15 protein-coding genes and 1 pseudogene are annotated in these 15,842 nt (G+C 61.9%); 10 read left to right on the top strand and 6 right to left on the bottom strand.

Going from position 1 to position 15,842, the window contains the following annotated elements; genetic code table 11:
• Nucleotides 1-89: 89 nt before the first annotated feature.
• Nucleotides 90-1,013 (bottom strand): AraC family transcriptional regulator, encoded by a 924-nt coding sequence (locus M3I56_RS12570; RefSeq protein WP_254354210.1) that lies wholly within the window; start codon nucleotides 1,011-1,013, stop codon nucleotides 90-92.
• A 123-nt stretch (nucleotides 1,014-1,136) separates the two neighbouring features.
• On the opposite strand from M3I56_RS12570, the pseudogene M3I56_RS12565 reads away from it, so the two are divergent.
• Nucleotides 1,137-1,679 (top strand): annotated as a pseudogene (locus M3I56_RS12565) (DUF4863 family protein); the annotation flags it as partial.
• A gap of 80 nt (nucleotides 1,680-1,759) precedes the next feature.
• Here the strand turns inward: M3I56_RS12565 and M3I56_RS12560 are convergent.
• The gene (locus M3I56_RS12560) at nucleotides 1,760-2,353 is read right to left on the bottom strand and encodes a TetR/AcrR family transcriptional regulator (RefSeq protein ID WP_254354208.1); all 594 of its coding nucleotides are present in this window, start codon (nucleotides 2,351-2,353) and stop codon (nucleotides 1,760-1,762) included.
• A 124-nt stretch (nucleotides 2,354-2,477) separates the two neighbouring features.
• Between M3I56_RS12560 and M3I56_RS12555 the strand changes: the two genes are divergently transcribed.
• Complete coding sequence (locus tag M3I56_RS12555) at nucleotides 2,478-2,903, top strand: Tautomerase enzyme (protein WP_254354207.1); 426 nt, start codon at nucleotides 2,478-2,480, stop codon at nucleotides 2,901-2,903.
• Between the two features lie 153 nt (nucleotides 2,904-3,056).
• Entirely contained in the window at nucleotides 3,057-3,365 is a 309-nt protein-coding gene (locus M3I56_RS12550; RefSeq protein WP_254354206.1) for a DUF4148 domain-containing protein, read from the top strand.
• Nucleotides 3,366-3,389: 24 nt separating this feature from the next.
• Here M3I56_RS12550 and M3I56_RS12545 read toward each other — a convergent pair whose 3' ends face one another.
• Nucleotides 3,390-4,223 (bottom strand): oxidoreductase, encoded by an 834-nt coding sequence (locus M3I56_RS12545; RefSeq protein WP_254354205.1) that lies wholly within the window; start codon nucleotides 4,221-4,223, stop codon nucleotides 3,390-3,392.
• A gap of 94 nt (nucleotides 4,224-4,317) precedes the next feature.
• Here M3I56_RS12545 and M3I56_RS12540 point away from each other — a divergent pair, with 94 nt between their 5' ends.
• Nucleotides 4,318-5,289 (top strand): AraC family transcriptional regulator, encoded by a 972-nt coding sequence (locus M3I56_RS12540; RefSeq protein WP_254354204.1) that lies wholly within the window; start codon nucleotides 4,318-4,320, stop codon nucleotides 5,287-5,289.
• 71 nt (nucleotides 5,290-5,360) lie between these two features.
• On the opposite strand, the gene ccsB is transcribed toward M3I56_RS12540, so the two are convergent.
• The 3 genes from ccsB to M3I56_RS12525 form a co-directional block, all read right to left on the bottom strand.
• Complete coding sequence (ccsB, locus tag M3I56_RS12535; protein WP_254354313.1) at nucleotides 5,361-6,533, bottom strand: c-type cytochrome biogenesis protein CcsB; 1,173 nt, start codon at nucleotides 6,531-6,533, stop codon at nucleotides 5,361-5,363.
• Nucleotides 6,534-6,639: 106 nt separating this feature from the next.
• Nucleotides 6,640-7,311: a cytochrome c gene (locus tag M3I56_RS12530; RefSeq protein ID WP_254354203.1), complete on the bottom strand. Its 672-nt coding sequence runs from the start codon at nucleotides 7,309-7,311 to the stop codon at nucleotides 6,640-6,642.
• 61 nt (nucleotides 7,312-7,372) lie between these two features.
• Nucleotides 7,373-8,881: a cytochrome C gene (locus tag M3I56_RS12525; RefSeq protein ID WP_254354202.1), complete on the bottom strand. Its 1,509-nt coding sequence runs from the start codon at nucleotides 8,879-8,881 to the stop codon at nucleotides 7,373-7,375.
• 421 nt (nucleotides 8,882-9,302) lie between these two features.
• On the opposite strand from M3I56_RS12525, the gene M3I56_RS12520 reads away from it, so the two are divergent.
• The 6 genes from M3I56_RS12520 to M3I56_RS12495 all read left to right on the top strand — a co-directional run bounded on the left by M3I56_RS12520 (nucleotide 9,303) and on the right by M3I56_RS12495 (nucleotide 15,842).
• Nucleotides 9,303-9,623 (top strand): hypothetical protein, encoded by a 321-nt coding sequence (locus M3I56_RS12520; protein WP_254354201.1) that lies wholly within the window; start codon nucleotides 9,303-9,305, stop codon nucleotides 9,621-9,623.
• A 313-nt stretch (nucleotides 9,624-9,936) separates the two neighbouring features.
• Nucleotides 9,937-11,025, top strand: coding sequence for a sn-glycerol-3-phosphate ABC transporter ATP-binding protein UgpC (locus M3I56_RS12515; RefSeq protein ID WP_254354200.1), 1,089 nt, complete (start codon nucleotides 9,937-9,939; stop codon nucleotides 11,023-11,025).
• Entirely contained in the window at nucleotides 11,015-11,941 is a 927-nt protein-coding gene (locus tag M3I56_RS12510; RefSeq protein ID WP_254354199.1) for a carbohydrate ABC transporter permease, read from the top strand. The genes M3I56_RS12515 and M3I56_RS12510 overlap by 11 nt, the downstream gene beginning before the upstream one ends.
• Entirely contained in the window at nucleotides 11,938-12,801 is an 864-nt protein-coding gene (locus M3I56_RS12505) for a carbohydrate ABC transporter permease (RefSeq protein ID WP_254354198.1), read from the top strand. The genes M3I56_RS12510 and M3I56_RS12505 overlap by 4 nt, the downstream gene beginning before the upstream one ends.
• Before the next feature lie 125 nt (nucleotides 12,802-12,926).
• On the top strand, nucleotides 12,927-14,258 hold the full coding sequence (locus M3I56_RS12500; RefSeq protein ID WP_254354197.1) for an extracellular solute-binding protein: 1,332 nt from the start codon (nucleotides 12,927-12,929) through the stop codon (nucleotides 14,256-14,258).
• A gap of 72 nt (nucleotides 14,259-14,330) precedes the next feature.
• Nucleotides 14,331-15,842, top strand: a complete 1,512-nt coding sequence (locus M3I56_RS12495; RefSeq protein WP_028207401.1) for an alpha-N-arabinofuranosidase — start codon at nucleotides 14,331-14,333, stop codon at nucleotides 15,840-15,842.

The following is a 15,842-nucleotide window of genomic DNA, read 5'->3' as shown; positions in this document are numbered from 1 at the left end:
CGAAGACTCACTCGGACGGACCAGGGTGCGGATCGGGCCATCGCGCAGGCCGCCGCTATCGACGCCAGGAGCCTGCCTGCCGGATGCATTCAAACCTTGCTTCGCACTTGCAAGCGATACCGGCTGGGGCTCTGACCAAACATCCTTTTGAAAGTCGAACTAAACGTGGTCTCCGATGCGTAGCCAACGGCGGCGGCGATGCTCGCGAGATTATCGTTGCCCGTCTTCAAGGCATCCCTTGCGATCGTCATGCGCCAGCGGATCAGATATTCCAGTGGAGGCAATCCCACGAGGTCTTTAAAGCGCTCGATGAAGGCGGTGCGTGACATGCCGACTTTCGACGCCAGTTCGTCCACCTTCCACCGACGGGCCATGTCTTCATGCACCATCTTTAGCGCGGCGCCGATCCTTGGATCCGACAACGCGCCTAGCCAGCCGGTGGACCCCGAACTCGCGGCCAGATGCGCGCGCAAGATGTTCACGAGCACGATATTTGCGAGGCTGCCCGCCATCGCCGCCGCGCCAGGCCGGACTGATTCTGTCTCTGTCCTGATCAATTCGAGGGCCGCACGCAGCGATCTGGCATCCGGAGAATCCGCGGAAACGAGCACGAGCGGGGGCAAGATATTGAGCAGCAAGCCGCTCATGTCTCCGTCGAATTCGAACGTCCCCCCGACGCTTATCGTGCGCGTGCCTCCCCGTCCATAGCGAACGATCCCGTCCGCATCCAGGTGACTGGCAAACACCTTGTCTCCGTCCTGCATTTTCACGGCGGGGTCACTGGCAAAACAGTAGGGCGATCCGTCGGTGAACAGACAGAAGTCCCCCTCCTCCATCTTCGCGGGCGTGGTGACGCCTTCGATCCATACCCATCGGGCGCCCTTGATGACACCGCCGAATTTCACATGACGATAGGCGGGAAATCTAAGGGCCCACGGACCGGCTGCCTCAAAGCGGGCCGAGAGCACGCTTTTGACTTTCAGCAGCGAGAACACATCGGAAAGCGGGTCCATGTGAAATTTGTACGATGCAATAGGAAATCTGATCGATTGATTATGGATTGAACGTACATCATGAGCAAGAATGGCGGCTCCCATCCACTGCCGCCACCGATGCACACAGGAGCGAGGTCCAGAATGTCTCAGAGCCAATTCGCAACCACCCGGGACGAACTCGTCGCACGCTTTATCCCCTTGCTGCAGGAGATCAAGGACATGACCGCGGGCACCGAGGTCGAGCAATGGCTGAATTCGAAATATGGCGTTGAAAGCGCGTTGTACAGGGACCTGTCGCAACTGATTATCGCCGGCGTGAATGAAGGCTGGGCGGCCGACATCGAGGTCGCCGGTCCGCGCTATCGTCGCTCACGAGTCGTCGTGCCGAGCGCGGAGACGCTCTTCTTCAGCGCCACGGCGGTACTGCTGGACAGCACGGACAATACCCAGAACAACCCGGAAGGCAGCTTGCGCGCCGACGACCATTTGCACCCCTATGGCGAGATCAATCTGGTGGTGCCGCTCAATGAAGGCGCAGCGCTCGCGGGTCCGAACGGCTGGTGTTATGGCGGCTGGACAGCACCCGCGCCGGGCAGCCATCACTTTCCTGAAGTCAAGGGCGGTGCCGTCGTCTCGCTCACTTTTCTACCGGCGGGACGGATTGCCTTCGACGTCGAGCCGCCGCAACTGGCGCGTCGGCCTTCTTCGTCTGCTGCTGGTGGGCGAACGGCCTCTGGGACAAGTGTCCCCGCTTCCGCGTAACCTCAGCCTTGCTTGCGCGGCGCCGAAGTCAGCGCAACCGCCGAGCGCTCGACGGCGTCGGCGATCCGCTTCGACAGCGCCGGATCCGGCACCGCCCGCGCCAGCGTGACTCCGCCCGACAACATCGCAAGCAGCGCGATCGCCTTGTCGTCGCGCGCCGCGCCGGCTTCGTCGGGCAGGCCCGCCGAGACCTCCTCGATCAAGCGGCGCAGCTCCGCCTCATAGGCTTCGCGAGTCTCGCCGTCGGCGCGAACCATCTCGGGCGAAAAGCTCGGCAGCGCGCAGCTTTCGCCGATGTCGCAAGTGCGCTTCGGGCCCAGATAGAAGCTAATGAACGTCTTGAGCCAGCGTTTGCCGCGGCTCGCTTTCAGATCGGCGACGGCGAGCCGCAACTGTTCCATGCCAGCCAGAACCACCGTGCGGAACGCCTCCCCCTTCGATTTGAAGTGCCCGTAGAACGCGCCGTTGGTGACGCCCGCCTCCTTCGTCAGGCCGTCGATGCCGGATCCGCCGTAGCCGTCGCGGCGGAACAGGCGGCTCGCTGCATCGACGATGCGTTTGCGGGTTTCGTTCTTGTGCTCGGCGGTATAACGCATCGGAATCTCACATTCGGAGCGATCGCTCTTTTTTCTTGCTTAAAGAGCAACCAGTGTCTATACATAGAGAGCAGTTGCTACATATATACCACTAACCGCAGTCACTGACACGTGAGGATCTGACATGCCTATCACGCTGACCGTATCCGAAGGAGTGCTGTCCACCGAGGCGGAAGCCCATACCTTCGCCGCCTTGACGCAGGCGTTGTTGAGCGTCGCGCAGCTCGAAGGCAACGCGTTTATGACGCCCAATGTGATCGGAACGCTGAACGTCATACCGGCCGCACGCGTGTTCTCGGCCGGCAAGCCTGCGGCCGCGGCGTTCGTCGAACTCACGCTGCCGCAGATCGCGCTCGCGACGTCCGAGGCCAAACAGGCTTTCACCGAAAAGGCGACCGCGATCCTCGAACAAGCCGCCGGCGGGCGCCTGACGCGGAATCACATCTGGACCAATATCGTCTATGCGGCGGACGGTTCCTGGGGAATCGCGGGCCGTGCCCACAGCAACGCGGAGCTCGTCGAAGCGATACAGGGAGCGGCGATCGAGTGAACCAGGCGCACGCGTTCCACTGGCTTCCGGCTTTCTTCACTTTCGAGTGCGCCTGTTCCGGCGACTGGCCTAAGGCAAAATAGACGCGGAAGTCACGCGCGACGGGCGGCATCGTACCGCTCGTCGCGCCAATCAGACGCGTGGAGATGCGCTATGGATAGCCGCCCGAAAAACCGCTCGACGCTGACTGCGCTGTCGCTCCTGCTGGCTGGATGTGCCGCCAGCGGCGTGCCGCAAAGCGGGTCACATCTGAGTCCAACGGAGTGCCGTGACCTGGCCGCGCTCAGGACCAATGCGCCTCCGACGATGGCACAACACCAAAGCGAAGTTGCGGCGCTAAGGAAAGCCGGCTACGACCCGTCACCATGGAACGACCCGTACTACCCCGAGGATCTTCAGGCGGCGCAGCGCCTGGTCGACCATTGGTTCGCAACGGAGTGCCAGCAGTTTCAAGCCGGGTGAGAAACCCCGTCACGCCTGTGCTCCTCAGCCGTCAGTCGAGACTGTCACGCTCTCCCAGGCACGGATTTCGTCTTCCAACGTCGACAGCTTGTCCCTCACGAGCCCGAGTGCATCGCTACCGAGCAAAAGATGCGCGGGAGGGTGGTCCGCGGCGATTGCGGCAAGCATCGCGCGCGCTGCCTTTTGGGGATCGCCCAATTGCTTGCCGCTTTTCTCCTCGCGCGCTTTGCGGATGGGATCGAAGTTCGCGTCGTAATCCGGGATCGAACGGGGCGTTCGTCGCATCGAGCGACCGGCCCAGTCGGTGCGGAAGGAGCCAGGCGCAACGGCTGTCACGGCGATACCGAAAGGCTTGACCTCCTTACCAAGCGCCTCGGAGATGCCCTCCAGGGCGAACTTGCTACCGCAGTAATAGCTGATGCCCGGCATGGTGATATAGCCGCCCATCGACGTGATGTTCAGAATGTGGCCACGTCTGCGCGCACGCATGAACGGCAGAACTGCCTTCATCATGGCGACGGCGCCAAACACGTTGACGTCGAACTGTCTGCGCATTTCGGCCAGGGGCGATTCTTCCATGACGCCTTCGTGCCCGTAGCCAGCATTGTTGACCAACACGTCGACCGGTCCGACGCTCGCCTCGATTTCCTCGACGATACCGTCGATCGCGTCGAAGTCGGTCACATCGAGCACGCGTGCGAATGCGGCATTTGCAGAGAGAGACTCGAACTCGCGCTTCGCCTCGAGACTTCTCACGGTACCGACGACTCTGTGACCTGCCGCAACCGCCTCTTGCGCTAGCGCGCGACCAAAGCCGCTGCTCACGCCAGTGATGAGCAGGATTTTGCTGGACTCCATTGAAGCTTCTCCCGAATGTGGTCTGGTGAGTGCATACTAGTCTGAAGAGCGGGCCGAACCAAGCTAGATTCCGCTATTTTTCTTGCCTAAAACTATGAGCACGAAGCGGGCCTCCATCCACAATCCTGACCTCTCGTCGCGCAGCCGCAAGCGCATCATTGCCTTGCTTCGCGCGCTGGCGCCCGAGGAGGGCTACAACCTGACCGCGCTGCCGGGGGTCCGTATCCTGCGTTCGAACCGGCCGCTGTCACGCACGCCGGTTCTCTACGATCCCGGCATCGTGATCGTTTGCCAGGGGCGCAAGCGAGGTTATTTCGGCGACCGTCTCTACCTGTACGATGAACAGCACTATCTGGCCGTGTCCGTGCCAGTTCCGTTCAGCATGGAAACCGACGCAACCGCGGAGCGTCCGTTGCTTGCGCTCTACCTGCATCTCGATTTCACGCTGGCCGCCGAACTGGCTGTACAGATCGATCGCGAAGGCGTAACGGAGCGCGTGCAAGCGCCCCAAAGCATGATGTCGACGCCGATGGATGACGCGATGCAGGTCTCGTTGCTGCGCTTGCTCGAGGCGATGCATCGGCCCCTCGAAGCCGCCGTATTGGGCCCGTGCCTGCTGCGCGAACTCTATTTCCGGGTGCTCACCGGCGCACAAGGCAGCTCGATGCGCGAGGCTTTGGCGATGCGAGGTCAGTTCGGCCGGATAGGCAGATCGCTACGCCTGATCCATGCCGGCTACGCGCAGCCGCTGGACGTGATGCAGTTGGCGCAGGAAGCTGGGATGAGCGTGCCGAGCTTCCATAGCCACTTCAAGGCGATCACCCAGGTCTCGCCGATGCAGTACGTGAAGTCGACGCGTTTGCATCAGGCTCGCCTGTTGATGGTCCGTCAGGACCTGACCGCGGAGGCGGCGAGCCTCGCGGTGGGCTACACGAGTGCGTCCCAGTTCAGCAGGGAGTTCAAAAGACTCTTTGGCCTCACGCCTGCAGCGGAAACGAAGCGGATACGCGCAAGCTTTGCCATTCCGGAGCCGTTTGCGGATGCGATATATGTTTCGTCGCACTGAGTCTGGCGCACGCAGGTCGAGCACCGACTTAGGGATGTACCGCCGCGGGCCATCGGACTCTTTCGTTATCCTCACAGACGTCCATAGCTGTGCAACCCGGACAGGAACATGTTCACCCCCAGGAATGCGAAGGCGGTGACCAGCAGGCCCGTGAGCGCCCACCACGCAGCAACATGCCCCCGCAACCCCTTCATCAGCCGCATATGCAGCCAGGCCGCATAGTTCAGCCAGACGATCAGCGCCCACGTTTCCTTCGGATCCCAGCTCCAGTAACCGCCCCACGCCTCGGCGGCCCACAGCGCGCCGAGAATCGTCGCAATGGTGAAAAACCCAAAACCGACGGCGGTCGACTTGTACATCACGTCGTCGAGCACATCGAGCGCCGGCAGCCGGTCTGCCAGCACGCCCCGCTCCTTCAGCAGGTACGCCACGCCCACCATCGCCGACAGCGCAAAACTGCCGTAGCCGATGAAGTTCGCCGGCACGTGAATCTTCATCCACCAGCTTTGCAGCGCCGGCACCAGCGGCTGGATCTGCTGCGCGTCGCGCGCGATCGAGTACCACATCAGGAACCCGACCGCCGCGCCGATCACGAGCAACACGAAGGCGCCGAGCGAGCGCGTGTTGTAGTGCTCCTCGTAGTACAGGTAAAAGAGTGCCGTGATCACGCTGAACAGCACGAACACTTCATACAGATTCGAAATCGGAATATGGCCGACGTCCGTACCGATCAGGTACGACTCATACCAGCGCACCATCATCCCGACGAATCCCATCAGTACCGCGGCCCACGTCAGCTTCGAGCCGATTGCGCCGCCCGACGGCGAGCGCGACAGCGTGCCCAACCAGTAGAACAGCGTGGCCAGTACGAAAAGCACGCTCATCCAGAGAATGGCCGACTGGCTGGACAGGAAATACTTCAGGAAGAACGTGCTGTCGGCGCGCCCCAGGTCGCCCTGGTACATCTGGATCGCGAACAGCGATAGCGCTGCGATTGCGGCAATCAGCATCCGCGCGGGCTTCCATCGCCAGCCGAGCACGACGAAGACCGGCACCGAGCAGACCAGCACCAGTCGATCGTAGGCGCTCATGTACGCGTGGTAGCGCGACAAGGCGAAGCCGGTGCCTGCAAGCATCGCGAGGGCAAACAGCCAGTCGAATGCACCAAGGCGCCTCGCAAAGGAACGCTCCTCGGACAACAGACTCGTTCGATCCGCGCTCCACGTGGGCCGAGGCCGATGCATCGCCACTGAAGCCGTTACCGCTGCATCGGAAGACGATGAGGATGATTTCATGGTATTTAAAGTTCAAAGATGACGTCGACGGATCGGTGTCTGCACGCCTGCTTGCTCATCGATCGCCAGGGGGACCGGCAGACGCCTCCCCTTCGGGCGGAAACACCTCGACGTACGCCGCGACGGCACGCATATCCCGATCCGACATGTTGGCGCACACCGCCTTCATGGCCGCGCCGCGAGGCCGGGTGTCGGTTCGCTGGAAGACCTGGAGCTGCTTCATGACGTAGTCCGCGTGCTGGCCCGCAAGCCGGGGAAACTGATTCATCCCTTCGCCATGCTGGCCATGGCACGCCATGCATGGCGTGACGCCCTTGTCCGGCAGGCCCAAATGATAAATCGCGTTGCCTTCATTGATGAGCGCGAGATCGCTCGCTTCACCGAGGACTGCGGGTTGACTCGAGAAGTACGTCGCAAGCTCGTCGATCTGCGCGTCAGTCAAATGGGTGAAACCCCACATAAAACGCTGCGCGTTCGGGTCAGCTCGCGAATGACTCTTGAAGTCCGTCAGTTGATCGACCAGGTATTCCTTGCGCTGCCCAGCGAGCTTCGGAAACGTAGGCGACACCGAAACGCCGTTCGCACCATGGCAGTTCGAGCACACCTGCAAGGCGATGGTCTTTCCGCGCACCTGCGGGTTGTCGACCTGCCGCGAATGCTCCAGGTCCTGACATGCCGTCCCGGCCAGCAGCATCCCGATGGAGACGATATGCGTCACTTTGCTCATGGCAACAACCTCCTTGCTGCATCCTTTACGGTCCTCTGCCACTCTCACGGTGCACGGGCCGTCACCACGAAGCAGCCCACAGATAGATGAAAAGCGTGTCGTTGTCTCTCGCGTTACGCCCGGCGCCGTCGTAGTTTGACGTGGCTCCCAGAAACTTGGTGTAGTGCGTGTACTGAATGCCTATCCGGATGCGTTGATTCGGGATCCAGAATATTTCAGGCGTCCATCCCTGCGTGTTCGGGTGGAAGTTCGCGCTGGCCGCGTAGGCTGTGCTGTCTGGACTACCGGTCGTGTTGAAGAACGAAAGACTGAACCCGTACTTGGCCTGGTAGACATACGATGCCTTGATCCTCAGCGAGTCGAGATTCCCCGACGTGCTGTCGCTGAACACGAAATTGTTCGGATCATGGACGTTCTCACGCACATAGCGAGCTTGCGCAGTGATCGTGTGCGGCTCGAGCAGGTACTCGTACTGAGCGTCCATGCCGTAATCGCGGTAGCGCGTCACGCCCTGCGTAAAGATCGGGAACTGGTTGGCGTCGTTCGGATAAATGTTCACGTTCAGCAGGAACGCGCCGACCATTGCGCTATGGGGTCCCCAGTCTCGCGTCAACGCGACGCGCGCGTACGGGTTGTAACCGCGCAGATAGGTTTGAGGGTGAGCCGAGTCGCCTGCCTTGTTGCCGTGACTCATGAACGACCAGATGCCGTCGGCCGTGCTGTACGCGGTCAGTTCGGCGTAGACCGTCTTGTTCCAGTACAGGTAGCCGCCGATGCCTGCCACCTGGGTCGCAAGACTTCCTTCGATGACCGGAAGATTGGGGATTTTGGCAACCGGACTGATCGTCGATGAAATGTACGGGTAACCCCATGCCGGCGCGGAGTTCCAGACATCCTGCACGGTCGGATTGTTGTGCAGCGTTACACCGAGGATAAGGTCGTTCGCTTCGCCCATGATCCGGTCCACGAACCGGAAGTCTGTATTGTCGGATGCCCAGTGGCCTTCCCATTTGTTCGTTGCGCCATTCTGATGGTCGTAGTTCGTGTAGGTGAACTGCGTAAAGGCACCAATTTTGTCGGTGATCTTTCCGGCAAGGAAGATGCTCGCGAAGTCGAATATCGGGAGACCATTTTTGGTGTTGATGGTGTTGCCGCTCGCGTCAGTATTGACTCGCGTCTGGCTCAGATCGCCGATTGCCATCGCGGCAATCGGGATCGTGCGTTCACCTAGCGTATAGCCAGTGAGCTTGAACATGCGCCCATATGGCGTGAGTTCAGGAAATTGCCCCCCGGCGTGGCAAGCCACACAACTCTGGCCGGTTTGGCGCGCGAAGATCGGCAGCGCGTGTGCGACGGTCGCCGGCAACAATGCCAGCAACACGAACGCAACTGCCCACCCACAGAACAGCCAATGATGAAATGCTGCGTGGCTGACGAGTACCTTTGTCATGGCTGTCACTCCTGCGCCGCGTCGAGAAAATGCGTCGCATCGGCGGTAGGCGCTGAAGTCCGTACTCCGTGTGCCGCGGCGATCAAGGAGCGACAGGCTCCATCTGGTGAAACCGTTCACGATGAACCCTTTTCACGCACGCGACGTCTGCATTGTGCAAACGCGCAATCAGAATCGCGATGGGTCAACCTCCTCTATTTTTGGTAGGGGGCTCGCTAGCCGTCGCGGTGCATCGATACAGCGGTTCGCAGCTCGCGCGTAACATCGAGCGACACGACTGTTAGGGACGAAGCACTGCGCGCACGATCGACCTGATCGAGCATGACGGGTCGCGCCACCGCCGCGCGGCGTTGTGCGACTCGCGTTCTGCTTAAACGAGAAGGCGCCTCGAATATTCCCGAAGGGCTGCGCGCAAGACAATGGAAAGGTATCCGAAAGATCCGATAGCCGGCGCGAGGCCGTGGCGCCGACGCCCGGCGCAACCGGTTGCCCGTATTCGAGCGCATGGGGCGCGAATTGCCGGGCCAGGCGGCCCGAGATCGTGTCGAACCTGGCGGTGTCGGAACTGGACGGATCGCGCCCGGTCGAATCCGATTCACGGATCGAAAATGAACCGCGCAAGTACAAGGCGCTCAGCGACATGAAGCGGTCGGACACTACTGCCTTGCCATGGCGGGCAGGGGCAGTGGTCGTTGCCAACACGACTAATCGCTTCGCCTTGCCTGATGTGGGCGACGGATTGATATTTAATCCGTATTCCGAATCAATTACCCCGCAATCCATGTTTTTGCTTTGCGCTTCTATTCACGCGCCGACATTTCGCCGCCCTCCCCATTCTGATAGGTGTGGGCGGCCGCGGTAAGCGCTATAGTCTCCATTGAGGGTGCCCCCCGCGTCCTCTCTTTGTGTCTCCTCAAACCTCTTGCCCGCCTTGTGCGGGTATTTTTTTTCCTCGCTAACGCATTGCGCCTCCTCCCACACGCGCACGATACGCAATTGCCAGGCAATCCTCTCCATCCCATCGTGCGCAATCGCCTCATCGATTCAATACGCATAAGACCCATTATTTGGGATGCCAGACGATCAGTGTTTACACGAATGGGTTAGAGCATCGCTCTTTTCATAATATCAACGCACTAAAAGCGGCGGTACGAGACTACTCCACAGGAGGCACCGTGACGGGCATCCGACTGAGCGGCGTAACGAAGCGGTATGGCGAAACCGAGGTGATCACCGGCCTCGACCTCGACATTCAATCCGGTGAGCTCCTTGTCTTTCTCGGCCCTTCGGGCTGCGGGAAATCTACCTTGCTGCGCATGATCGCCGGGCTCGAAACCGTGAGCGACGGCCAGATCAGCATTGGCGAGCGGCGCGTGAACGACCAGCCGCCGGGCAAGCGCGGCGTGGCGATGGTGTTCCAGCACTACGCGCTCTACCCGCACATGACCGTGTACGACAACATGGCGTTCGGCCTGCGCAATACGGGCGTGAGCACGGGCGAAGTCGACCAGCGCATCAACGAGGCCGCGCGCATGCTCGAACTCGGCCCGCTGCTGCAGCGCCGTCCCGCCCAGCTTTCTGGCGGCCAGCGCCAGCGCGTCGCAATCGGCCGCGCCGTCGTCAAGGAACCCGAGGCCTTTCTCTTCGACGAGCCGCTCTCCAACCTCGACGCCGCATTGCGCAGCCGCACGCGCCTCGAGCTCGCGCGCATTCATCAGCGCCTGCATTCCACCATGGTGTTCGTCACGCACGATCAGGTGGAAGCCATGACGCTCGCCACGCGCATCGTCGTCATGAACCGCGGGCGCATCGAGCAGATCGGCGCACCACTCGACATCTACAAGCGGCCCGCCACGCGCTTCGTCGCGGGTTTCATCGGCACGCCCGCCATGAACTTTATCGATGTCGAGCGCGTTGGCGACAACGGCGGCCGGCTGATCGTCGCCCTGCCGTTCGACGGCGTAGAGGCGCCCACCGCCATTGCCGCGGCGAGCTTGCCAGCAGGCAAGCTCACGCTGGGCGTGCGCGCCGAACACGTGCTGCTGGACCCGCAAGGGCCGCTGGTCGGCCGCGCCGAAGTCATCGAACGGCTAGGCGACCGCTCGCTCGCGCATGTGAGCATGCCCAACGGTCAATTGCTCGTGGCCGAGTTGCCGCGCGCACGCGAACTCGAAATCGAGACTGGCGACACCATCCGAATGAGTCTCGATGCAGCCCACCTGCATGTATTCGATGAAACCGGCAAGGCCTGGCATGGCCTCTAACCGCTCGCTCGCCATGCCGCTGCCGGAAACGCGCGAGGGCCGCCGGCGCAACCTGCGCGCGCCGTGGTCCAACGCGCTGTTCGTGCTGCCGTTCGTGATCGTCTACGTGCTGTTGCTGATCGTCCCGTTGTGCTTTGGCTGGTGGCTCAGCCTGCAACGCGTGGACCTGCTCGCCGGCACGAGCGAGTTCATCGGCATTCGCAACTATCTCGATCTCACCCTCGACCCGATCTTCCGTGGCGCCCTGCGCAACACGTTCTACTTCGTCATTCTCACGGTTCCTGTTTTCGTGCTACTCGGCCTCGCGCTCGCGCTGGTGCTGAACCGGCCCGGGCGCTTCGGCGCCGCGCTGCGCGCGCTCTTTTTCGGCTCATCCGTGTTATCGGTCACAATCGTCACATTGGTCTGGAAGCTCGTGATGATGCCCGGCAACGGCCTGCTCGCCGACCTGAGCCACGCGCTCCATTTGCCGGAATTCGTTCCGCTGATGCACGAGGCCACCGCGCTGCCCGCCATCGCCGTCGTCACAGTCTGGTGGATCATGGGCCTGCCGATGATGCTGTTCCTGGCCGCGCTCCAGCAGATTCCGCAGGAGCTTTACGAGGCCGCGGCGCTCGACAACGCCTCGCGCTGGCGCACGTTCACGAAGATCACGCTGCCTTCCATCTGGCGCACCGTTGCGCTCGTGGCGGTGATCGAAGCGGTGCTGCAGTTTCAGTTGTTCGGCCAGGCACAGTTGCTCACGGACGGCGGCCCCAACAATTCCACGCGCCCGCTTGTGCAATTCATCTACGAGACCGGCTTCCGCCAATGGTCGTTCGGCTATTCCGCAGCGGCAGCGCAAGTGCTGTTCGCGCTGATGCTGATCGGCGTAGTTGCGCAGGCCTGGCTTCTGCGCAAGAAGGAGAAGGCATGAGCACGTTCGCTTTCGAAACCCGCTCGCGCGGCTCGCTGACGGGCCGCATGGGCGACCGCCTGAGGCTGGGTGCCGTGGTCGTGCTCGCGCTTTTCTGGATCACACCGCTCGTCTGGGTGCTGTGCCTCTCGTTCAAGCCGAATGCGTTTCTCGAACAGCACACCGACGTGCTCTTTTCGCCGCCCTTCACGCTGCAGAACTACACGAACATCCTCAACACCTCGGCGGTGGGCGGGTGGCTCGTCAACAGCCTCATCGTTTCGATCGGCCAGACGCTGCTCACGCTCGTGATCGCCTCGCTCGCGGGCTATGGCTTTGCGCGCACCGAGTTTCCCGGCAAACGCTATATCTATGTGCTTTGCCTGTGCGGACTCGCCGTGCCCGAGCAGGCACTCGTGATTCCGCTGCACCACATCTTCGCCACGCTCGACTGGCACAACACCTACGGCGCGCTGATTCTGCCGCGCCTCGCCTCGCCGTTCGGCGTGTATCTGATGACGCAGTACTTCAAGGCCGTGCCCCTCGAGATCGAGGAGGCCGCCTTGCTCGACAATGCCTCGCGCTTCAAGGTGTTCTGGCGCGTCGTGCTGCCGCTTTCGCTGCCGGCGCAGGCTACGCTCGCCATCTTCACGTTTCTCAGTGCGTGGAACGACTATCTCTGGCCGCTCGTTTCCGCGTCGAAGCCCGAGATGTACACGCTGACGATCGGGCTCGCCTCCACGCAAGGCAATTTCGCGCAGTCCGAGGGCATCGGCTACCTCATGGCGCAGGCCGTCTTCGCCGGCTTGCCCATCTTCGTGCTGTACCTGTTCTTCCAGAAGTACATCGTGGCGGCCGTGGCCGGCACCGCAGTCCGGTAGGCGGCGGCCCCGAACCACGCATCGGCCGGCCGCGCCTGATTTTCATTTGATTCGCAGTACAAACAAAATGATCCACTGGGAGCGCGTGAACAGCGCGCCAACGGGGTCTTGCACAGGAGAGAGACATGAGAAGATCGTTGATGCGCGGCGCACTCACGCTTGCTGCGCTCGGCCTTGCGGCAACCTTGACGGCGCCGGCCCAGGCCAAAACGGAAATCACGCTGTCACGCTTTTTCGGCGCCTGCGACGCCGAATACGGCAAGGTCAACGACGTGAGCCAGGCCTCGGGCGAGTGCGGCATCATCACGACGCTCGTCAACCAGTTCAACGCGACGAACAAGGAAGACATCGTCGTCAAGCCGCAGATCATCGAGTGGGCGCCCTACTATACGCAGATCGACGCGCGCATTCTGAGCCGCGACGTGCCGACCATCTCGGTCATGCACGAGGCCGTACTGGGCGACTACGTGAAGCGCAATCTGGTCGAACCGCTCGACGAAGGCTTCAAGTCGGTCGGCGTGGACAAGGGCGATTTCACGTCCCAGGCCCACCGCGCCGTGACGTTCGGCGACAAAACCTATGCGCTGCCGTTCGACACGCATTCGTGGCTCTGGCACATCAACGTGAACCTGTTCAAGAAGGCGGGACTCGTCGACGCGAGCGGCAAGCCCCTCCTGCCGAAGACGCCCGACGAACTGCTCGCTCAGGCGAAGCAGTTCAAGGACAAGACGGGCCTGCCCTACTTCGCTGTGCCGATCGCCAACGAATCGGCCGCGCAAACGCGCACGTTCGACACGTGGGTCTATCAGCAGAACGGCACGCTGTTCCCCAATGGCCCGTCGAAGATCGACATGGACACGCCGGCCGCCACCAATGCGCTCACGCTCTACGACAAGCTCATGAAGGCGGCCGCGATCACGCCGGGGCTCGACTACGGCGCGGCCAACCAGGCCTTCGAAAACGGCAAGGCGGGCGTGCTCATGTGCGGCACGTGGATGATCGAGGACTTCACGAATCTCGCGAAGAAGGCAGACTCGCCGCTTGCCAACGGCTACGACGTGGTGCCGTTCCCGAATCTGTATCAGAAGAAAGCGGTGTGGGCCGACGGCCACTCGTGGGTCATGCTCAAGGGCGGCGCAAAGGACGAAAAGACGCGCCACGCCGCACTCGTGTTCCTCAAGTTCCTCTACGACCACGACGGCGACTGGGCCCGCACCGGCCATCTGCCCGCGCGGCAGTCGATCATCACGAGCGCCACGTTCAACGCGCTGCCGCATCGCGCGGAAATCAAGGAGATCTCCACCACCGGTTACGCACTGCCGAACACCGTGCCGCGCCAGTTCGCGATCCAGCAGATCGTGGGCGAAGAGATCAGCAACATGCTCTCGACGGGCAAGTCGGTCGCCGACGTGCAGAAGCAAGCCGAACAACGCACCAACGCCCTGCTCGCGCGATAACGCCACCGGAGGTCCGCGCCCGCCCGGCGCGGCCGCCTCACTTCACAGCTACAGGATGGATAGAGGAACACCATGATCGCTTCCCGCCTCATCGTCGATCGCGACTTCGTCATTTCCGAGCTCGACCGGCGCCTCTTTGGCGTCTTCGTCGAGCATATGGGCCGCTGCGTCTACACCGGCATTTTCGAGCCCGGCCATCCGGACGCCGACGAGCGCGGTTACCGCAAAGACGTGATGGCGCTCACGCGCGAACTCGGCCCGACGATCGTGCGTTACCCGGGCGGCAATTTCCTCTCGGGCTACAACTGGGAAGACGGCGTGGGCCCGCGCGAAAAGCGCCCGCGCCGCCTCGATCTGGCGTGGTACTCCACCGAAACCAACCAGTTCGGCACGAATGAATTCATCGAATGGTGCCGCTCGCTCGACATCGAGCCCATGTACGGCGTGAACCTCGGCACGCGCGGCCCAGACGAGGCGCGCCGCTTCGTCGAGTATTGCAATCATCCGGGCGGCACGGCGCTCTCCGACCTGCGCCGCGAGCACGGCTATGAACAGCCCCACGACATCAAGTTCTGGTGTCTCGGCAATGAAATGGACGGCCCGTGGCAGATCTGCCGCAAGACTGCCGAAGAATACGGACGTGCCGCGCTCGAAACGGCCAAGCTCATGCGCTCGGTCGACCCCACCATCCAGCTCGCCGCGTGCGGCTCCTCCACGCACGAAATGCCCACCTATGGCGCGTGGGAGGACCGCGTGCTCGACCATTGCTTCGAGCAGGTCGATTTCATTTCGCTACATACTTACTTCGAGAACCGGCGCGACTCGACCGCGGAATTCTTCGGCAACATCGAAGTGATGGACCTGTTCATCAAGGAAATCGTCTCGGTGGCGGACAGCGTGGCCGCGCGCAAGCACTCGTCCAAACGCATCATGCTTTCATTCGACGAATGGAACGTCTGGTACAAGGCGCGCACCATCAACGACCTGCGAAAACCGGGCTGGCCCGAGGCGCCGCGGCTCATCGAGGAGGTCTACAACCACGAGGACGCGCTCTTGGTGGGCGGCGCGCTCATCACCATGATGAACAACTCGGACCGCGTGAAAACCGCCTGTCTCGCGCAACTCGTCAACGTGATCGGGCCGATCATGACGGAGCCCGGCGGCCGCGCGTGGCGCCAGACCATCTTCCATCCGTTCGCGCAGGCCTCGAAATTCGGACATGGCCGCGTGCTCAAGCCGGTGATCGATTCGCCCACCTATGAAGCGGAAACCTTTCCGGAGATCCCCTATCTTTGCGCAGCGGTGGTGGACGATCGCGCCACGGGCACGACGACCCTCTTCGCGCTCAACCGCCACCTGAGCGACGAAATGGAACTCGATGTCGAGCTGCGCGGACTCGGCAAGGAACGCACGCTCGATCACGCGCTCGAGTTGTATCATGCCAACATGAAAGCGGTGAACACGGTGGAGGCGCCAACGACAGTGGCGCCGGCAGTCAACAGCGCCGTGTCGGTCGAGGGGGAACGCGTGCGCGCGAAGCTCAAACCGGGCTCGTGGAACGTGATTGTGACGACCGCCCGATAA

It is taken from the genome of Paraburkholderia sp. CNPSo 3281 (genome assembly GCF_024206515.1).
GTDB classification, from domain to species: domain Bacteria; phylum Pseudomonadota; class Gammaproteobacteria; order Burkholderiales; family Burkholderiaceae; genus Paraburkholderia; species Paraburkholderia nodosa.
The sequence above is the reverse complement of the archived record's forward strand: the minus strand, read 5'-3'. Positions and strand labels throughout refer to the sequence as shown.